The organism is Butyrivibrio sp. LB2008 (assembly GCF_000621565.1).
In the GTDB taxonomy this organism is placed as follows: Bacteria; Bacillota; Clostridia; order Lachnospirales; family Lachnospiraceae; genus Butyrivibrio.
This window is the reverse complement of sequence record NZ_JHXZ01000020.1, coordinates 61,286-80,322: the sequence shown is the minus strand read 5'-3', so window position 1 is coordinate 80,322 and position 19,037 is coordinate 61,286. Positions and strand designations below refer to the sequence as shown.

At 38.8% G+C, this 19,037-nt stretch carries 18 protein-coding genes; 7 read left to right on the top strand and 11 right to left on the bottom strand.

Annotation, left to right across the window (positions count from 1 at the left end; genetic code table 11):
- The first annotated feature begins 65 nt into the window (after window positions 1–65).
- From T356_RS0108050 to T356_RS20300, 3 genes are all read left to right on the top strand, one after another.
- On the top strand, window positions 66–599 hold the full coding sequence (locus T356_RS0108050; protein WP_026514060.1) for a hypothetical protein: 534 nt from the start codon (window positions 66–68) through the stop codon (window positions 597–599).
- Window positions 600–604: 5 nt separating this feature from the next.
- Entirely contained in the window at window positions 605–799 is a 195-nt protein-coding gene (locus tag T356_RS0108045; RefSeq protein WP_026514059.1) for a helix-turn-helix transcriptional regulator, read from the top strand.
- Window positions 800–1,008: 209 nt separating this feature from the next.
- On the top strand, window positions 1,009–2,010 hold the full coding sequence (locus T356_RS20300; protein WP_051563271.1) for a helix-turn-helix domain-containing protein: 1,002 nt from the start codon (window positions 1,009–1,011) through the stop codon (window positions 2,008–2,010).
- 379 nt (window positions 2,011–2,389) lie between these two features.
- Here T356_RS20300 and T356_RS0108035 read toward each other — a convergent pair whose 3' ends face one another.
- The 4 genes from T356_RS0108035 to T356_RS0108020 form a co-directional block, all read right to left on the bottom strand.
- On the bottom strand, window positions 2,390–3,661 hold the full coding sequence (locus T356_RS0108035; RefSeq protein ID WP_026514058.1) for an ATP-binding protein: 1,272 nt from the start codon (window positions 3,659–3,661) through the stop codon (window positions 2,390–2,392).
- 152 nt (window positions 3,662–3,813) lie between these two features.
- Complete coding sequence (locus T356_RS0108030) at window positions 3,814–5,202, bottom strand: permease prefix domain 1-containing protein (protein ID WP_026514057.1); 1,389 nt, start codon at window positions 5,200–5,202, stop codon at window positions 3,814–3,816.
- A 3-nt stretch (window positions 5,203–5,205) separates the two neighbouring features.
- On the bottom strand, window positions 5,206–5,517 hold the full coding sequence (locus T356_RS0108025; RefSeq protein ID WP_035780725.1) for a PadR family transcriptional regulator: 312 nt from the start codon (window positions 5,515–5,517) through the stop codon (window positions 5,206–5,208).
- Window positions 5,518–5,920: 403 nt separating this feature from the next.
- A complete protein-coding gene (locus T356_RS0108020; protein ID WP_026514055.1) occupies window positions 5,921–6,523 on the bottom strand; it encodes a hypothetical protein in 603 nt (200 codons plus the stop codon).
- A gap of 341 nt (window positions 6,524–6,864) precedes the next feature.
- On the opposite strand from T356_RS0108020, the gene T356_RS0108015 reads away from it, so the two are divergent.
- Window positions 6,865–8,517 (top strand): RNA-binding domain-containing protein, encoded by a 1,653-nt coding sequence (locus T356_RS0108015; RefSeq protein ID WP_026514054.1) that lies wholly within the window; start codon window positions 6,865–6,867, stop codon window positions 8,515–8,517.
- Between the two features lie 94 nt (window positions 8,518–8,611).
- On the opposite strand, the gene T356_RS0108010 is transcribed toward T356_RS0108015, so the two are convergent.
- The 6 genes from T356_RS0108010 to T356_RS20295 all read right to left on the bottom strand — a co-directional run bounded on the left by T356_RS0108010 (window position 8,612) and on the right by T356_RS20295 (window position 13,642).
- Entirely contained in the window at window positions 8,612–9,412 is an 801-nt protein-coding gene (locus tag T356_RS0108010) for a DUF6040 family protein (protein ID WP_155839000.1), read from the bottom strand.
- Window positions 9,327–10,517, bottom strand: a complete 1,191-nt coding sequence (locus tag T356_RS0108005; RefSeq protein WP_026514052.1) for a relaxase/mobilization nuclease domain-containing protein — start codon at window positions 10,515–10,517, stop codon at window positions 9,327–9,329. The genes T356_RS0108010 and T356_RS0108005 overlap by 86 nt, the downstream gene beginning before the upstream one ends.
- Window positions 10,466–10,858, bottom strand: a complete 393-nt coding sequence (locus T356_RS0108000; protein WP_035780722.1) for a plasmid mobilization protein — start codon at window positions 10,856–10,858, stop codon at window positions 10,466–10,468. The genes T356_RS0108005 and T356_RS0108000 overlap by 52 nt, the downstream gene beginning before the upstream one ends.
- A 655-nt stretch (window positions 10,859–11,513) precedes the next feature.
- On the bottom strand, window positions 11,514–11,873 hold the full coding sequence (locus T356_RS0107990; protein ID WP_026514050.1) for a hypothetical protein: 360 nt from the start codon (window positions 11,871–11,873) through the stop codon (window positions 11,514–11,516).
- Window positions 11,874–11,896: 23 nt separating this feature from the next.
- Entirely contained in the window at window positions 11,897–12,826 is a 930-nt protein-coding gene (locus T356_RS0107985) for a ParM/StbA family protein (RefSeq protein ID WP_026514049.1), read from the bottom strand.
- A 36-nt stretch (window positions 12,827–12,862) separates the two neighbouring features.
- Entirely contained in the window at window positions 12,863–13,642 is a 780-nt protein-coding gene (locus T356_RS20295; protein ID WP_026514048.1) for a helix-turn-helix domain-containing protein, read from the bottom strand.
- A gap of 384 nt (window positions 13,643–14,026) precedes the next feature.
- Here T356_RS20295 and T356_RS0107975 point away from each other — a divergent pair, with 384 nt between their 5' ends.
- Entirely contained in the window at window positions 14,027–14,536 is a 510-nt protein-coding gene (locus T356_RS0107975) for a hypothetical protein (protein WP_026514047.1), read from the top strand.
- A 160-nt stretch (window positions 14,537–14,696) separates the two neighbouring features.
- Here T356_RS0107975 and T356_RS21090 read toward each other — a convergent pair whose 3' ends face one another.
- A complete protein-coding gene (locus T356_RS21090; RefSeq protein ID WP_155838999.1) occupies window positions 14,697–14,852 on the bottom strand; it encodes a hypothetical protein in 156 nt (51 codons plus the stop codon).
- A 384-nt stretch (window positions 14,853–15,236) separates the two neighbouring features.
- Between T356_RS21090 and T356_RS0107965 the strand changes: the two genes are divergently transcribed.
- Both T356_RS0107965 and T356_RS0107960 read left to right on the top strand, forming a co-directional pair.
- Complete coding sequence (locus T356_RS0107965; protein ID WP_035780721.1) at window positions 15,237–17,072, top strand: ABC transporter ATP-binding protein; 1,836 nt, start codon at window positions 15,237–15,239, stop codon at window positions 17,070–17,072.
- Window positions 17,072–18,865: an ABC transporter ATP-binding protein gene (locus tag T356_RS0107960; protein ID WP_035780720.1), complete on the top strand. Its 1,794-nt coding sequence runs from the start codon at window positions 17,072–17,074 to the stop codon at window positions 18,863–18,865. The genes T356_RS0107965 and T356_RS0107960 overlap by 1 nt, the downstream gene beginning before the upstream one ends.
- The last annotated feature ends 172 nt before the right edge of the window (window positions 18,866–19,037 follow it).

Sequence of the window (19,037 nt, the reverse complement as noted above, 5' to 3'; positions counted from 1 at the left end):
AAATCATGTAATGAATTATCATGTTATAAGCGAATCATACATTATACGTGCACTTGGAGGTTGTTATGATAGAAAAAATATTTACATTAGTGATTTATTTTGTTTTGGTGGGGGTTATTTTTTTTATAAGCCGAAGCAGAAAATCAGATATTCATTTTGATGAAATGCAGGAAAAATATAGAGCTGAGGGTTATAAGAGGGCTTATGTTTCAACGATGATAATGCTTGCAGGAATTATTTTATATGATTTTTCTGTAGATGGAACACTGCCCAAATTTGTTTTAAGTGTTTTATTGGTTGGGGTACTTACGGTAGGCGCTATTATATGGGGGATTTATTGTATTAAGTATGACTCTTTTTGGGGACTTGGAAAGACCATTAAAAGTCAAATGTATACCTGCATAATAGCCAGCTTCCTGCAGTTAGTATCTTTTATTTGTCAGTTAGTAGAAATACTTAATAAAAAAATGTCATCAGAGCAATTTGAACGACTGTTCTTGCCAAGACTTGCCCTAGGCGCATTTGTTGCCTTATACTTCTTTGCATTAGCAATTGCGCTTGTATTCAAAATGCTTTCTAAAAAAGAATGCGAGGATTGAAGTTTATGAAAAATTTGAGACTTAAGTCTGCCAGAGCGGCTAAAGATTTGTCCCAAGAAGAACTCGCCAAGCTATGTGATGTTTCAAGACAGACCATAAGCGCAATTGAAAAAGGAGATTATAACCCCACTATTAAGCTATGCATTGCTATTTGCAAGGCATTAGATAAAAAACTTGATGATCTTTTTTGGGAAAAATGAGAATTATAAAAACTTTTTGTAAACGAGATAGCTATAACAAAAATCAGCAAATGCAGTATTTACGAGGGTGCAACATAATGTGGCACCCATTTTTTATAGAAAAACTTGTAATACTTATTTGTGCGGGAGATACTGATTCTAACATCTTGCGCAGGTGATTATCTTATATAAATTTTTATATACAAATATTGAAGGAGCAGATTTTATCTATGATGGAATTTGGCGAACAACTCAGAAGGGCGAGAGAGGTAAAGGGATTTACTCAGAAATCTCTTGCAGAGCAATTATATGTGAGCAGGCAATCAATTTCGAATTGGGAGTGCGGTGAACGCTATCCTGATCTTGTTACATTAAAGAAAATTTCTTGTATTCTGGATGTGAGCCTTGATAATCTGCTTTCCGGAAAGGAAATGGTAAAAGTGGTGGAAAAGAAGCCTGTAATTGAAAATAAAATAATCAACGGTATCATAGCAGCGCTATATGCTTTTATTGTATTATCGCTTTTCCTTAAAGTAGGGGAGGCGTTTGCGATGCATTACGTTCATGCGTATAAAAGATTTACATCAGATTCGGTAGGATTATTCGGAGTAGATGCTTTTTTTCACCCCGACAGAGAATATTTATTGGAACAGATTGTGCTTTTGTTTACCTTTTCTTATGGCTTATACAACGCAATAAGAGATAAATTGACACCAAAGAAAGTCGGTATAATTTTAATGGAGTTTTTTTCATCGTATCTGATTTTTCATGTTGCGGTGATGGCTTTCTTGAATAAAGGATATTCTGAATTTTTTAGGATATTTGTGTTGGAAGGAAGTGATGTTTTTTTCTATATAAAGGTGATGCTTGAAAATTTGATCATGCCTGCTGCAATAGGCATAATGGGAGTGATTGCTTCATATTATTGTTTTATACGTGGTAAAGAGCACAAATTTTGGTTTAATATGATTACAGTTGGCTCAGTATTGGCAATAATTAATAAATTTATATGCATATTTAAGCAATTGAGTGTTGAAAAGTTTACTATTATAAATTATTCTACAGCAACATTTGAGAGTGCTGTAATAACAGTAAAAGCTATTGTTGAAGGTGCAGTACTTCCAATTACAATTTATGTTCTGATTATTTATCAGGCTCATGTTTTGTATAGGAAGCGCAAAATTGCTCAGGAGCTAAGTGATGAACAAGGGCGGTGTGGTGTAGTTTATTGATTGTAGCGAAAAGGATGTGTGGTAAAACGGATTTAGCGAATATTCAACTTTTTTTGCTCCCTAACTCTGTTTTTTGGTAGTTAAGGAGCAAAAATAAGCTTTTGTTATTCGGCTTACATTTGACATTCTGTTTTAAAATCCTGTTTGAATATTTCGGATAGTGAGCCCACCCAATTCTCAATTGAGCACCATCTGTTCACGCAATAACACTACTTTGTTTTTCAGGAATGCAATTCACGCCTCAGAACCTCGTGAATGGTTTCTGATGAAGGTAATATTTGAAAACTTTCACTGTTACTCGAAAGATTTTAGTTCGTATTATTATGGTGAATAATGCGAACCATCGAGGATGGAAATTATATTCTGAGAGAATATTCAATCAGAATGCTGCTCCCATAATAAACTTATAAACAGGTATCACTGCTATAGTAAGTCCATCTTTTGTAATCGTACGTTCTTCCTCATTAGTAACTATAATAAGGCGACGTATTCCCTTTGTTTTCTCTGCAAAAGATACAAGACTTTTAGTCTCTCTGTCTTCTGCCGTTTCTAAGCTGTAGGCAACCTGAATTGCGCAGTCTTCTTCAGGAATAAAGAAATCAATATCTATTCCCATCTGCGTGGATTTGAAGTAATACACTTCTTCGTCAAACCTACGCTTTAAATATACCGCAACTGTATTCTCTAATAGCGCTGATGGTTTATCTACAAGGAACAATGACAAAATGCCATTATCAAAAAAATAAAACCTTGGAGTGCTCTCTTTTTCAGCAAACTTCGAGACATAATTCCTGTTCCTGAACAGGAGATATGCGTTTTCAGCGTACGAAACGTAGTCAATCATCGAATCTGTTGATGTCTTAATTCCTGTTGCTTTTACATTCCCTGCCAGTGTATTGAAAGAGATTTCATGCATTACTGTTTCAGCTATTTTCTTTATCATAAGCCTGAGGGCCATCTTATTATTCACTTTTTCACGCTCTATAATATCTCCAAGGAGAACCTTCTCATAGGCACTCTTAATATATTCTCTTTTGTTGGATAAAAGTTGTGCTTCAGGAAAGCCACCACTCAAAATATATTCCTGGCATCCTCTGCGAATTTTGGCAGCTTTAGAAGTTGTCAGAAATGCCTTTTCATCATGAGCTATCTTCTTGTAATCCAGTGACTCACTAAGAGAAAAAGGCATGATCATTTTGGACAAATATCTGCCTCCAAGAGCCTTTTCCATTTCAGAGCTAAGCATCTTAGCATTGCTTCCCGTAATGTATACGTGCTTTTTCTGATCAGCCATTCTTCTGGCAAAATGTTCCCAGCCATCAATGATCTGAATCTCATCAAAGAAATAGTATATCTCATTGGCATCCGTGAGCTCATAAGCAGTCTCTACGATGTCATTAAAGTCATCCTTTGAAAACCCCAAAAGTCTGTCATCCTCGAAATTGACATAAATTATCTGAGACCAGTCGCATCCTGCTTCAACGAGTTCTCTAGCTATTTTATATAAAAGTGTCGTTTTTCCCGCTCGTCTAAGTCCGACAAGAATATAATTGATATTCTTGTCAAAGTCATAGTCACGTTCTATGATTTCAGCACTTTGAATTATCTCAATCTGATCAAAAATGACCTGTTTCAATATATTATGATTCATGTCCGCCTCCAGTTATCATATTGATACGGTGATCTATATTGGTTTTATCGCGCGCACACGATAAAATCAAGAATTTTTATCTTATCAAAAAGACAAACATGTAATCCCACAGAACTCATATCCTTGTGACTGTTAGTTAAACTGCAATAATTTCATGTATCCTTTACATTATCGCGAATCATTATATCCACATGCTCTGCATATATGTCTTTATACTTGTAAATGCTGAGTATTATCCCAAGAAAAACATACGAAACCACAATTCCATTACCTGACACGAATGGAAGAAAAGAGTAAGGAACTTCTATCATTCCGAATCCGCTAAACATTCCAATAATCGTGTTTATTATAAGAAAGGTAATGCAGCCGCTTCCCAGAACAACTCCCAACTGATTCTTAATCTTAGAAGTTGCCTTAACTCCAAGTGCAATCATACCGGCGATAATACCTACTACCACCAATCCCGCAAATATTCCCCACGACAAAGAAATATATGACAGGATACGAGAACCTTTCATTCCGGACACTGGTATCAATAAACCAATTGGTATGTTTACAACACCATCATCAACATAACTAATCAAATCATAAACCACAGTTGATTTTCCAAACATCCTCGCTGCAGTTTTTATATCATTGCCTCTAAAACTTTGCAAATAAAATGTGAGAGGTTTGTACTTATAAACAAAACTAATCACAAATAATGGAAGCGATATAAAAAATGGCCATATCAACACAAGCGTTGAAATCTTAGGTACTCTTATCCATTCTTTCCTTAAGGAAATCGTAAGTTCTACAAGCATACACATTTCCAATATGATTGCCTGTACCCATTCATGGTCTAAAAATAATATGCCGCAAGGAACAAGAATCCACAAAAGAGCTTTGCAGATTGCTTTGCTTTTTTGTTCCCTATACTTATAGAGTATTCCAGGATATAACAGAATAAACAAAAGCATCAGAGGAAGTGACTTTTTCCAGACAACTCCAAGTGTTATAAGTTCTTTATTATCTAAGCCATGAGATAATATAATATGGTTGTTCCCCAACTTCTCTATCAGAAAATATCCGCTGACAAACAACAGTGTCATTCCTGTCCCTAACACTTTTGCGTATTTTGAAACTGTTGCATAATCTATAAAATATATAAGAAACATCGCAAAAATTCCGAGGAGAGAACCTAAAATATATCTGCACTCCACTTCTTTATAATTCTGCTTATCAAAAAAAAGACCATGATAGCTATTAAACTCTTTAGCCAAATATACATGTAGAATCATCCCAAAAACAGCCACGGTCAATGCAGCGATTACCACGCTCCAAGCAATCTTCGGACTGTGAACTTTATCAAGTTCAATTCCGACATCGACAGGATTCCCCATATCTTCAACAGCTCTTTTCTCCGCAGTTTCTTTATCCATTCCTTCGGACATATTATCTTCAATCTGATCCTCTATATGTGCTCTGATTTCGTCTTCGATAGCCTTGTGAGCCTTCTGAAACCTCACCTGCTCCAACAACTTTTTTATATATTCTTCCATAAGTTACACCCCATATGCTAGTACGCTTACAATTGCGCCGGAATATTCATTCCACTCCGCTGTCATACTCTTTAAAAGCTTCTTGCCTTCCTTTGTAATGCTGTAATATTTTCTTGTCTTACCAAGGTACTCCTGCTCATAAAACTTGAGCATCCCTTTTTCCTCAAGTCTATGAAGAAGAGGATAAAGAGTCCCTGCCTTGAATTCAAAGACATTATGAGACCTTTTTCTCAAGGTATCTATCATCTCATATCCATACATATCTTTTTCCGAAAGTAGTTTTAGCACCAACATTGTGCTACTATCTGCCGTCATATTAACCTCCTTAAATTGTATTAATCATATATCGGTTATCTATATAATATATCGGACTCCGATATAAAGCAAGCTAAAATAATCGCGAATGATTCACATTGCCGATATGTATGTGCAATAGTATTTCCAAACGTGTTGATAATTTAGGATTCAATTGAAAAACTACAGCCTTTCAAAAATATATTAATTTCCAAGGATAAATAAAGACATTGAGATTACGCATAATACTTCCGTTGACTTTACTAATATTTACCACAGGGTGTGGAGCAAAAGAAAATAAGCTGATTGAAACCGGAGCTGAGCTTGTTAAAAATTAGGGCAATGCTCAGATTTGCGTTTATAATGACGATTATGTAAATCTAAATGGAGCGTTATATTTGATTTTTAAATAATTACATATACACTAATGGCGGTTTCTTTCTATACCATTAAATAGTGATAAATAATCGACATACTGATTAAAATACCCTTGGTTAAGTCCTGCTTCCATAAATTCTCGTATAGCACTTATAACATCCATTTTATCAAGGTGAGAATTGGTACTATCGGAAGTATTAAAATGTGCGTGGTCATAAGCGATTAAAATATCATCAAGATTTGCAATCTCACCTTTGTCTTTTAGATATATTCCGTATGCAAAAGTCTCAATCTTATTGGCATGTGTCAAATCCACGTCCTTAAGATGAATCTCTTTTACTATAGATTCTGAACCATCCCATGGATAGAGCCTTGCTATATATACAGGATCATCTTCATTATAATCAGCTGGTTTATAAAAATTGCAGGGCAAATTATTAGGATCACCCTCGCTTCCAGAAAGAGCGCAGTTAAGATATGTCTCTCCTACGCCATAATCTTCCTTACTGTGGAATACACTTGGGATAGGATTCTTATAATAGTTGGTTTGTGGAAGAGTGGTAGGTGTTTCCATTTTTTTTATAGGTTTGTTAATGTTAGGGCGATACATAGTTCCATAGTTAATCCCAGGATTAAATGCAACATTCATAAGATTTATCCCTTTCAAAAAAAATGCGCGTCATTTCATTGGATTTCATTCCATTGAAAAGACACGCAAACCATTGCTATCTTTATTATCGGCATTTATCATAGAAATATTAGAGTAGTCAACTATATCAAAATAGGTGGTGCTCAATTGCGAATCTGGTGGGCTCACAGCCCGAAATATTCGATAAGATAAGTAACATAAGGTATCTAATGTTTTTGCGTTCTAAGGAAATAGTAATTGATGGGGTTAATTCGAGGTAACTCGATTTTAATTCAATTTTAACTCGACAAGCGGATTGCATCGAGTTAAAATTGAATTAGACTTGAATTAAGGAGGAGATAATGCGCACCATACCCAATAAAGAGAACTTAACAATAGAATTTAAAAGCGATATAAAAAGATATCCAGACAATGATTTGATAGATGAAATTGTTGGCATGACAAATACAAAAGGAGGCACTTTGTATCTTGGTGTAGAAGACAATGGTGAAATCACCGGTGTCAATAAGATACATAAAGATTCAATCGGCGTTACAGCTCTTATAGCAAATAATACCGTTCCTTCCATATCTGTTCGCGCTGAGATTATTTTTGAAGATGGCTACGATGTGCTTAAGATAGAAATCCCTATGAGCAGAACGGTAGTTTCAACCAGTTCCGGTAAAATGCTGAAGCGACGTCTGAAGGCAAACGGAGAACCAGAAGTCATTCCTATGTTCTCTTATGAAGTTGTAACAAGACTATCCGAATTGGCATTACTTGATTTTTCAGCTGGTCCACTTGCTGGCGCAAGTATTTCTGATTTTGACCCAAATCAGATAGTTAGATTAAGAAATATAATACAAACCATGCCAGGAGGCGAAAAGAATCTGTTAAGTCTGACTAATGATGAGTTAGATAAGGCATTACATATTACAACAGAAGTTGACGGTAAGCTTTACCCCACAGTAACAGGAATGCTTCTTCTTGGAAAAGAGCAGAGAATCAAAGAGCTTATGCCTACTGTAAAATCATCATTTCAAGTACTTGAAGGCACAAAGGTCAGAGTTAATTCTGAGACATCAGCTCCCCTCCTTGAGGTATTTGAAAAGTTTGAAACTTTTTCTGAAGCTTGGAATCCAGAACGAGAGATAGAATATGGACTGTTTAGGGTTGCTGTTCCAGAGTTTGATAAAGCAGCCTTTCGTGAAGGACTAATCAACGCCTTTTGTCACAGGGATTATACAATGCTTGGAGCAGTAAGAGTTCTAATTGATGATGAAGGATTAACTATAAGTAATCCTGGGGGATTCATTGATGGTGTAAACCTTGATAACCTTTTGACCGTAGAACCACACGGAAAGAATCCAGCATTAGCTGATGCTTTAAAAAGAATAGGTCTTGCAGAAAAAACTGGTCGTGGTATCGACCGCATTTTTGAAGGATCCATTATTTATGGCAGACCTTGGCCAGATTATTCCGAAACCACGAGCACAAATGTAAAACTTTTTATACAAAGAGCCAAGGCAGATGACAGGTTTACCAAATTTATTACAGATGAGCAAAACAGACTGGGTAGGCCATTATCAATTTCGTCTCTCATGATTTTATCATTATTAAAGAATGAAAAGAGACTATCAATTGATCAAATAGCATCCTTAACACATTTTAGCGAAGGAAAGCTTAGAGGAGCCATAGAAAATCTAATAGAAGATGGTCTTGTAGAAGGGATTGGTAACGGAAAATCTCGCTCTTATCTTTTATCTGAAAAAGTATATAAAGAAAATAACAGAAGCATACAATATGTCAGACAGACTGGAATCGATAAAATTGCATATCCAGAAATGATAATGAAGCTTGCAAAGACACAAGATGGAATCATCACTAAGCAAGATGTTGCAGAATTGCTAAAAATTACACCGGAACAAGCATACACTGAGATTAAAAGACTTGTAAAAGATGATAAACTATATAGATTTTGTGGTGGTAAATATGCTAAATATAAAACAAGATAGCGCAACTGCATCTGGTTTTAAAGCTATTAAAAGAATTGTTTAGGGGTAGTTTTGGGGTGGTACTACCCCAAAAAACCACTCTCAAAATGATATTTTACTGGTTTTGTATCTTCTTCCAGTAACGATCCTTGCTTCTGGTTTCAAAGTATCCATCCAGATAGGTCAATACGACAAGATATGCTACCTGAATGAATAGTAGCAATCCCACAAGGCTGATGCTCATGATACTGTGTATGCCTTCTCCAAAAACTATGACAGCACCTGTGGATATCAGCAGCACCTTTAGAGACAGGCTGCACCAGCGTGCTCTGTAGTACTGGATAATGCTCCAAATCCCATAACAGATACCAATAGCTAAAGCAGTGTAGAAGAAAACGCTCGTAATTCTGAGTAGCCAAGCCATTCCGGTGGAATAGGCATATCGCCGTTCGATTCCCTCAATATACCTGGAATAGTATGGAATTTCCAACCAGTAAGCATAGTCATTTATTCCATTCCAAGCCCATACGAAGGGTAGAGTTAGTGCATCCAGCACGTCATTTAGAAATGCCGGATAGGCGATAAGACAGCAGAAGAGAGTAGCAGCAAGGGATCCCCAGGCTATCTTTTCTTTCTTTTTTGCCATCTTAACTCTGATATCAGCAGTTCGAATTGCAGCACCTTTTTCATTGATTGCCTCAGCTACTTTGGAATCAGCAGCATCCCTGTAATCCGCAATATCCTTCTTGGCCTTAAGCTCGGCAGCTTTCTGGGCTGCCTGAGCTTTTTTAACAGTATCAACATTTGACATGTTGACAAGTTTTTTGGTATCAGCGAGAAGGCTCTGAGCGTCTGCGAGATCTGCGACTAATTTCTGCTGCTCTTTCCTGCTCGCGAGCCCTTCTCTGTTCCTCAAGTCGTCGTTCTCTTTCGCGAGCTCTAGATTCTGCTTCTGAGTGTACGATAACTCCTCGCTGGTTTCTGCTAGCGTTGATGTCAGCTTCAACTTTTCTGATGAGAGTGTCTGTACCTGACTCTTCAGAGACTCTATCTCCAATGCCTGCTTCCGAATTGCTTCCGCCTGCACATCCACCAGAGATTCCCGCGATGGCTGATTCAACTTCTGCGAAGTATCGCTCGAAGTATTCTGATTCATCTGTGTTGTTTCCGAGCTCTGGATTATCTGTATTTCTGAGCCTGAGTTCATTCTGTCTTTCAAATTCAATTGTCAAATCCTCCTTATTTACCTTAAGACCCGCAAAGGTCTTTTCAATTTTGCTGTCACGGACTTTGTCTCCGTTTTCATTTTCAAATACTATATGCTTACGTTTGTCTTCCCACTTTACTGACCATCCTTTTTCTGCCATGCCGGAAATGAAATCCTCTTTGCTGGTTGAATTTGGTATTACTTCCATCAGGGCAATTCCGCAGTCTGCAAGAAAACTCCTTTTTGAGTCATTGGAAAGAAGCTTGTAAGTATTCTTATTCCATGAAATGATTTCTCCAGCTTCTATCAAAGAGCCATCAAAATGTCGCCCTTTCTCCGCAACATGAAGACCTCGCTCACGGCAAAGATTATTGGTAAACACTTTCTGTTGTTCAAGATCTTTACTCGACTGATGAAGCTTCCTGCCATCCATATAGGAAACTGTGTTTGTCACTATATGGCAGTGAAGATGGTTCCTGTCCTGATGAACAGCAACAACGCTTTGGTGATCAGGAAAAAACCTCTCCGCAAAGATTCTCCCTATTTCAAGAACTTCAGCAGGTGTCACGGCTTCGTCCTTGTGAAAACTGATTACGTTATGGGCGCACATTCTGCCAAAGTCCTTATCCCATATTTTCTTTTCTTCAAGCCATGTCCTGTACACTGCATCACTGGTTATTTCCTGCTCAGAAAATGGACCAATAATATCAAGATAACCTTCCCTCACTTTTTCATCCTTGAGGACATACTCTATTGTATTTCTCATGCCCCCGTGACTTTTAGGGGGCTTACTGACTGCCTTATTAATCGCCATCTATTATCATCCTCCTTTCGAACATCAATAATCTTATCCGAGATTTCTTCCAGTTTTTCTGCTGTTGCTAAAAGTCCCTTCCCATTGGCAACATGTGCCATCTGATTCACATTAGTAGCCATTCCTCGAAGCAGCCTGTCATGTTCAGCAAATTCCTTGCTGAGTTCCTTTATCGCTGACAGTTCCTCAGCAGAGGTTATGCTTGAGCCACTGATTGCGTTGATAACATAGGACTGCTGTGTCAATCCAGATTCTTTAACTTTGTTCTGAAGGTCATCATACTCAGCTTCGCTCATTCGTATGGTGACTGTTTTATTTTTTTTGCGCTTAGCTTTTGACATAATTATCGCGCTCCTTTCATTTATATTCGCTGGTTTCCAAAGGGAGCGAAAACCTTTGGCGGAGTGCAGAGGCAGCGCCTCTAGACTATCGGACTGATGGAAAAGAAATTATCCGGTGGATGATTTCCTTTTCTGAAGTCAGGTAGTCGGCTCCGGTGTGCAGAGGTGGAAAACCTTTGCTAGGGGTTCCAAGGGGGCAAAGCCCATCTGGCAAGTTTAGGAAGAGCCAATAGGCTCCTTCCGGTGCAAATGTGGCTTGCCACTTTGCGAAACTTGCCATATTCTTTCTATCGCCGATACGGCATCGAGTAGCGGGATGGCGTGGCGGCGATAGGGAGAATATGTGGTCTTGCGATTTGCCCAGGAGAAAGATACCTGATGCCGGAGTGGATAGCGCTAATATCAGTTCCGGAAGGAAGTGATATTAACGTTATTCATTCCGGTAAACGAAGAAGGAGCAAACAGTCCAGTGGACTATTTGCCCCTTCGAAGTGGTCAGGTATCGAACAAACCGGGAAGAAATGAAAGCGGTGCGAACTGCGCCGTTTTCATTTCTGGTAAATCGCCTCGCTATAGCGAGCAATCTCAGTTTTCGCTCCCATGGCATCATTTTGATGCCATATGAATTTTCAGGTGGCTCCAAAATGATGCCATATTAAAATTCATCAAGAAAACTGAGGGCTTCTTTGCTGACAGCCCTATATTCATCTGTCTGTGGTTCATCCTTGGCTATTGAAGTGAAGCTCACATTACTTTCGTTTACAGACATTTCTTTATCCTGTATTTGAGCTGCACCTATTTTATTTACAACCAAATCTGCGATTCTTTCTGCCACAGTATCCAATGAAGATCCTTCCGTGCCCTCAGTACTTAATGCACCCTTACATATAAGTCTGAGAGCCACTGCATTCTTGGATGTGTTTTCTTCTTCAGAAATCCTTTTGAGTAATTCCCAGGCTTCTTTATCCTGGGGATTATCCATACGAAATCTGATACTCAATCTCTTTTCTGACATACAGTCACCTCCGGGAAGAGAGCTTAAGCTCCCTTCCTAAGCTGGTGCTGTGCATTATAGAGTTCTTCATAACCTTTGGCTGTAGCACAGATGTCTTCAATGATCTCCACGCTTGAAGCATCATACTTCCCGAAGTTTCTTATAAGGCATCCACCGCCTCCGATGATATGGAGCTTAACAAGCTCCGAATCATACTCATATTCGCTGAGCTTATCGAAGATCATCTCGGTATATCTGACTGCCTCGCGCCTCATTACCGCCTGAATCCTTTCAGATACTTCAGCAGTACCATATATGAGGAAATCTTCAATGACGCTTTCATCCGGAATCTTTCCGCATTCAGCCTGAACTTCATTCATGATTTTTTTAACACACTCATGAACTCCAATCTTGTCAGTAAATTTCTTGTCAGAAAGCGGGCGGCCATTTGTTATCATAAGTGTGTTCATGGTGCCGTTTCCGATATCTGCCAGCATATGAACTCCTTTATAGTCCTGCAAAGAAGCTGCAACAGCAGCATATCCCTGTGGGTATATCGCCACATCACAGATCCTGATGTGATAATACTTGCCACAGAATCTGTAGCTGACTTCCTTTCTTCTCATAAGGTAATCTCTGAAGGAATCCTTCTGCTTGGTCATCCAGTGAAGTGGAAGTCCTACAGCAAGGATTACGTCAGCTGATCTTAGACCTCTAAGCTCAAGTTCTTTTGCCACAGCAGCCAGTGTAAGGATGTAGTAGTCATTATCTCCATCCTTATTAGCAATGAACACCTTATGGCTCTCACCGATGACATAATACATGCCATCAAGCTGCAACACGTTTGTTGCTATAGCAGGCTCTTCGTCATATGCCTTAACTCCGCTCTTGAAGACCTCGTTCCTGGTCTTCATGTTTCCGTATCCGTGATCAATTCCGATCACTAACTTTCCATCAAAAATCAAATCTTTCATACCTTAAACTCCTCCATTCTCTCGATTAAATGATCATTAGTTGCACAGAAGCTGTCTTTCCAGCTCCTCAAAGTCATAGTCATTTCTCTGCTCGAAGTTGCAAAATGCATTCTTCCTTGGCGGCGCACCAGGCATTGTAGACGGGCGGGCCTGCCTTTCCTTACACCAGGCCTTTATAGTCTCGTAGTTAAGGCATCCCTTATAGCCGCGATCCTTGATACGCTGTATCTGGTAGTCAACACTTCCCTTGCCAAACTCCGAAACCAGATCTTCATATTCGTCATCCGTGAGTGTGTCCTCCTTACTACACACTTCTTTAGTAATAGATTTATAGTTATTAGATATATTATTAATATATTGTGGCGGATTCCCCGGATGCGGTTTTTCCGCATCCCGATTTACCGCATCCGGATTTTCAGGACACGGTAAAGTCTCTGGTTTTCTCGGGAATTCTTTGATCACTTTCCTTGACCGATCAACTGGATCAGTGGGATCGGTGGGCTGTGTTGGCTTAGTAGGCTTTACCGGTGTCTCATGGACCTCAAGAATAGTAGAGTCAAACTTACCTCCACCATCCCTGCTCTGTTCTCTTGTGATATACCCTTTATCAATAAGACTGTTCAGGGTCTTGGATACCTTGTCTTTTCCATCCGGAAGAATCTGGCAGAGCCCCTTGATTGTGAGCTGCCAGCTGTCCGGTAATGATAGGAGAGTCAGGAGCATGCCTCGCTCCGTAAGCGATAAGTTTTTGTCTCTCATAATATTCTGAGAAACCAATGTGTAGTTTCCCTGGGTTTTGTTTTTTAATACTGCCATAAAATGCTCCTTTACTTGCATTAAAAAAAGAGCTCAAAAAAGCTCTCAATAAACCTTGTGTGAAAGTTTATAGAGAGCTGACAATTCTACCTTTTGTTCTACCAAAAGTGTTTTATTCGTCATTTTATTCTGTGTTATATGGTGTTATCATATAATCGTTGGATTGGAAAAGTCCTTGAAATAACAGACTTTGGAACGAAATAATACAGAACGGGAAATCCGTATCTATATTCGGGACGCAGAGGCCGCAGGTTCGAATCCTGTCATTCCGACTCAGTATTTTCAAGGGTTTGCAGATTTTGCAAACCCTTATTTTTATTTAACGGCTTCCCTTATTATTTTTTTTATAATTTCTTCGATATATATATAAGGGAGGTATAAAGAATGAATACATCGTTTAATTCAGTATGTGCTTTATCACAGCCATGTCCAGACTGTTATAAGAATACAACGGAAACATTTGTTATGCCTAAGCGTCCACCTGAAAATGGTGCAATATCACAGATTTATGAAACTAAACGAAATATTTTTATAAATATTACTCCTGAAAAAGATGAAAAAATGGCTGTAGATATTATTTCGCCTAAAAATCATGAAATAATAGAGCACTATGTTGTTGATCCATCAGAGATTCAACCGGATAATGCAAGTTATGTTGAAATGCTTGCATTGGAGAAATATTTGGTTATGAAAGGCGAATGTGAGCCGGTTTTATCAGGTTTTTTGACAATACTTTATGAAAAAGAAGGTTTGAACGAGAAGGCTAATCATTTAGACGAGATAAAGAGATCTTCTGACAATTCATTGACTTACTTGTCATTTGATGATTACTTAAAAGATCGAAAAGCAACATATGCGATTCTTGATTGGAAGCCGCACAAACTGAAATCTTAACTTTCAAAGAGATCCTGTATTTTATTGTAGGATCTCTTTTTTTAACTTTATTAAACAAAAATGTATTGACAACTCGTACAAAAAATACCATAAATACGCTCTTAACATCCTGCCTATTAACACATCACTATACTAGGTTAACATATTTGCATATTCCATATTAGCTTGCCCTCCATTCTTTATTTTCTCTGTTCTCTTTAATCATTTCCTTCACGGCTTCGTAGGGTGTGGGATCATAAACTCCACATGCATCTCTTCGATCCAGCATTGCCAGTTTCAGTTTGCGATTAGCTCGCTGCTTTGTTCGTGTTTTCATTTTTATCATCCCCCTTTCAAACACACTTAATATAGCTTATATTAAGAAGGGAGCAGTACTATATTGATTCCTGGCGCGATATTCCAATTACTAAAGTTGATCATTCAGGTATTCCGATTGAAGAGCAAAGAAAGCGAATGCTAGAACTGATGAAGGCTGAATGGGAAGCGCTGGAAAAGACAGATAAATAAAACGGTAATATAGGCAGGAAGAAAATGCCCGGAGAGTCTGCTCAAAATAAGTAAAATGATAAAATGAGCAGACAAAAGTAAAAGAGTAATAAAAAACAAAAGATCAAAAATAAGTACCTTTACCAATTAAGCCCCAATTTTTTACTATAAACACAAGCTATAAGACTAAAATATTTGTACTGAGGAGATAAAAATGGCTGAAAAAAAGAAGCGGGAAATATCCCGCATGAGGGCAGTTAAGAACAACCTGTACGCATGTAAACTTCTATCAAAGATCTGTCCTTCGCAGGTTGTCCACAGCGCTGTGATACAGTTCCTGGGTTATTTTGAATGGCTTTTTTACAGTGCGTTTTTTATGCGCTTTGTTGTCAATTCTTTGGAGGCTGGAGACGGCTTTTTTCACATTATGACATTTGTAATAATAGTGGCAGTCGTGATGTGTTTAATGAGCTTCTACGGAAGGTGTCTCGTAGGATATATATATCCAATAAACGCCGCCACCATCAATAAAGGTCTTTATACAAAGTTGTTTAAGAAATCCAGAAATGTGGAACTTGAATGCTTTGAAAACAATGAATTCTACGATAAATATACCCTTGCCATGGAAAAAGCAGATACCCGTCTTGATGAAACAGTACAGGCTGTATTTAAGACGATCTTCGGTGCAATTGCAAGCGTATGCGCTTTTGTTTTCATGTTCCAGGTTGATAAGATATCGGTTCTTTTCATTATTTTCCCCGTTATCGGAAATTTTGTTTTTAACAGAATAATAAGTCATCTTGATTATGCAAGGAATAAGGATATGGCGCCCCATAACCGCCGTATTGCTTATATCAACCGTGTTATGTATCTTCCCGAATACGCTAAGGAAATGCGCCTTACGGATGTGTTCTCCTTAATGAGAAGGCAGTACAAGGAGGCTATCACAGGGCTTGCGGATGTTACCAAGAAATATACGAAGAAAGCAGTAGTACTTCACTGGTTGTATGTAATGTTCACATTCACCTTTATCTTTGAAGGTTTATTGATCTACGGAGCCTACAGAACCATTGTAAGTAACTCCATGTCCCTTGCTGAATTAGCGGTCATCACCAGCATGATGGTATCCACCACCTTTATCCTTATCGGCTTTACGGAGTCTTTAACGGCTATCTTTAAGAATGGTCTTTTCATTGAATATCTTCGTACCTTCCTTGAATATAAGGAGCGCATTCCGGAGGATTACGAGGGAGACGATCCGGGAAAAGAGATAAAGTCCCTGGTATTTAAGGATGTGTCTTTTTCCTATAAGGATAAAGAGGTTCTTTCCCATGTGAATATGGAATTCATCGGAGGCAACACCTACGCCCTTGTAGGTCATAACGGCGCAGGAAAAACAACACTTATAAAGCTTCTTTTAAGATTCTACGATCCCACACAGGGTGAGATCTTACTTAACGGACGCAACATTAAAGAGTATGACTTAAAAAAGTACAGAGCTCTTTTTGCTACCGCATTTCAGGATCATCGGATGTTCTCTATGTCCGTTATGGACAATGTAATAATGGGTGAAGATATTCCGGAGGACAAACGAAAGGAAAGAGTTGAAGAGGCTCTTAAGCTATCCGGTGCATACGATAAGGTGATTAGCCTTAAGAATGGTATGGATACCACACTTACCCACGAGTTTGACGATGAGGGGGCTGTGTTATCGGGCGGCGAATTCCAGAAGATTGTTGTTGCCAGAGCCTTTGTAAAGGAATGCCCCTTCAAGGTATTTGATGAGCCAAGCAGTGCACTTGACCCAATAGCTGAGGCAAAGCTTTATGACAATATATACGAGACTTGTAAGAACAATACTCTTGTTTTTATTTCTCACAGGCTTTCTTCTGTTCAGAACGCGGATAAGGTATATCTTTTGTCCGGCGGTACCGTAAAGGAAGAGGGAGACCACAGGTCGTTAATGGAGTTAAAGGGCATATACGCCGATATGTATACCAAGCAGGCGAAAAATTACCTCGCCCTTTCAGAGGAAGGAGGTATTGCCTGATGAAAAAAGTGATAAAGAATCAGTGGTTTCTATGGAAACTTTGTTTTAAAGTCTGTCCCGGTTATATGATCTACCACCTCTATGATGGTTTCAGATATCAGGGCATAATATTCCTTGAGCATGTATTGGGAATAAGGTATGTGCTTCATTGTGCAGAGTTTCATGAGCCCTTTTGGAAGGCATTTGCATATATAGGAGCAATCCTTTTGATCAATATGATACAGATCATTCCCGATGGCTATTTCATTCACGGCTGGACTTACAAAGCCAAGCCCATGCTTTACCGCTCGTTAAAAGAGAAGATGTATGAAAAAGCGGCTGAGATAGATCTTTCCTGCTACGACGATCCAAAGTATTATAACGATTTTGTTTTAGCTGTGGCAGAGGCGGAAAGCTCCATCGACAGATTTCTTAAAATGTGCAACATGATGGTGCAGGGCATAACGGTCATTGTCACCACAGGTGCTTTCTATATCATGACGGATGCTACCGGTATACTTTTTGTTCTTGCATCTTTTGTATTAAGATTTTTGGTTTCACGAGTCCTTAACAAGTTAAACTTTGACGTGCGTCTTAAGGTCAATCCCCTTGAGAGAAAGCGTAACTATGTAAGCCGTGTCTTTTACCTGAACGATTATGCCAAGGAATTGAGGCTTCATCCAAAGGTTGGTGACAAACTTGAGAAAGAATTTGAAGAAACAAACGACGAGATCGCAAAGGAACAGAAGAGGGTGGGCTTAAAGAGAACTTTCCTTAACTTCACAAGGGATTATGTGGTGGGAGATTTTATAATGGACGGCCTTTACATCACATACCTTGTTTTTAAGGCTACGGTACTTAAGACTCTTGCCTACAGTGACGCGGTGGTGCTTTTTAACCGTACATCAAGCTTAAGACGAGGCTTTGCCAATATTGCGGATGTTGTTCCAATGGCACAGGAAAACAGTCTTTACATCGATAAGATAAGGGCATTTCTTGATTACAAGCCCAAGATGGAATTAAATGTGGGCGAAACAGTGCCTTCCAACAACGCGGAACTATCCTTAAAACATGTAAGCTTTAAATATTCGGAAGATGCGGATGAGACGTTAAAAGACATCACGCTTAAGGTAAAGCCCGGAGAGAAGATTGCAATCGTAGGCTATAACGGCGCAGGCAAAACAACACTTATCAAGCTCCTTATGCGCCTTTATGACCCTACAGAGGGCACTATTACATATCACGGAAAAGATATTAAAGACTACAAGCCCTGCGACTACAGGCGACGTATAGGTGTTGTTTTCCAGGATTATCAGATGTATGGGGCAACCTTACTTGAAAATGTTTTGATGACGGATTCTAAGGCCGGAGATTATTCCGAGGAGGCGGCGAAAGAGGCTTTAGAGAGAGCAGGTTTTTCCAAGCGTTTACAGACTCTTCCACATAGCCTTGACACACAGGTTACCACCGAATTTGATAAGGATGGTATTAACTTCTCAGGAGGAGAGAGCCAGAAGATTGCCATTTCCAGAGCTTTTTACAAGGATGCGGACATTCTCATCATGGATGAGCCAAGCAGCGCTCTTGATCCCATCGCTGAATATGAGCTTAATAAGGCAATGGAATCAGCTGCAAAGGGAAAGACGGTATTCTACATCTCCCACAGACTTTCCACTACCCGTGACGCTGATCGTATCATTCTTCTTGAAAAAGGCCGCATAGCAGAAGAAGGCACTCACGAAAGTCTCCTTGAGATGAACGGGAAGTATGCTGAAATGTGGCGTGTTCAGGCGGGAAGATATGAAACTGCATAATGGAGATAGTATATAAAAAACTTACAGGGGGCTGTGAAAAATGAGAAATCATTTTTTCCAGCTCCCTTTTATTGCTATTTTTTATGCGGGACTATTCCTTTTAAAGAATAGTCCGATAATCCTCCTGAAATATAATATTCAATTATGCTCATAAAGCATCTTATTCAGCTAT

Excerpts from the sequence above, each read along its gene's own strand:
- T356_RS0108050 (WP_026514060.1), top strand. The coding sequence starts at position 66 with ATGATAGAAAAAATATTTACATTAGTGATTTATTTTGTTTTGGTGGGG.
- T356_RS0108045 (WP_026514059.1), top strand. The coding sequence starts at position 605 with ATGAAAAATTTGAGACTTAAGTCTGCCAGAGCGGCTAAAGATTTGTCC.
- T356_RS20300 (WP_051563271.1), top strand. The coding sequence starts at position 1,009 with ATGATGGAATTTGGCGAACAACTCAGAAGGGCGAGAGAGGTAAAGGGA.
- T356_RS0108035 (WP_026514058.1), bottom strand. The coding sequence starts at position 3,661 with ATGAATCATAATATATTGAAACAGGTCATTTTTGATCAGATTGAGATA.
- T356_RS0108030 (WP_026514057.1), bottom strand. The coding sequence starts at position 5,202 with ATGGAAGAATATATAAAAAAGTTGTTGGAGCAGGTGAGGTTTCAGAAG.
- T356_RS0108025 (WP_035780725.1), bottom strand. The coding sequence starts at position 5,517 with ATGACGGCAGATAGTAGCACAATGTTGGTGCTAAAACTACTTTCGGAA.
- T356_RS0108020 (WP_026514055.1), bottom strand. The coding sequence starts at position 6,523 with ATGAATGTTGCATTTAATCCTGGGATTAACTATGGAACTATGTATCGC.
- T356_RS0108015 (WP_026514054.1), top strand. The coding sequence starts at position 6,865 with ATGCGCACCATACCCAATAAAGAGAACTTAACAATAGAATTTAAAAGC.
- T356_RS0108005 (WP_026514052.1), bottom strand. The coding sequence starts at position 10,517 with ATGGCGATTAATAAGGCAGTCAGTAAGCCCCCTAAAAGTCACGGGGGC.
- T356_RS0108000 (WP_035780722.1), bottom strand. The coding sequence starts at position 10,858 with ATGTCAAAAGCTAAGCGCAAAAAAAATAAAACAGTCACCATACGAATG.
- T356_RS0107990 (WP_026514050.1), bottom strand. The coding sequence starts at position 11,873 with ATGTCAGAAAAGAGATTGAGTATCAGATTTCGTATGGATAATCCCCAG.
- T356_RS0107985 (WP_026514049.1), bottom strand. The coding sequence starts at position 12,826 with ATGAAAGATTTGATTTTTGATGGAAAGTTAGTGATCGGAATTGATCAC.
- T356_RS20295 (WP_026514048.1), bottom strand. The coding sequence starts at position 13,642 with ATGGCAGTATTAAAAAACAAAACCCAGGGAAACTACACATTGGTTTCT.
- T356_RS0107975 (WP_026514047.1), top strand. The coding sequence starts at position 14,027 with ATGAATACATCGTTTAATTCAGTATGTGCTTTATCACAGCCATGTCCA.
- T356_RS21090 (WP_155838999.1), bottom strand. The coding sequence starts at position 14,852 with ATGAAAACACGAACAAAGCAGCGAGCTAATCGCAAACTGAAACTGGCA.
- T356_RS0107965 (WP_035780721.1), top strand. The coding sequence starts at position 15,237 with ATGGCTGAAAAAAAGAAGCGGGAAATATCCCGCATGAGGGCAGTTAAG.
- T356_RS0107960 (WP_035780720.1), top strand. The coding sequence starts at position 17,072 with ATGAAAAAAGTGATAAAGAATCAGTGGTTTCTATGGAAACTTTGTTTT.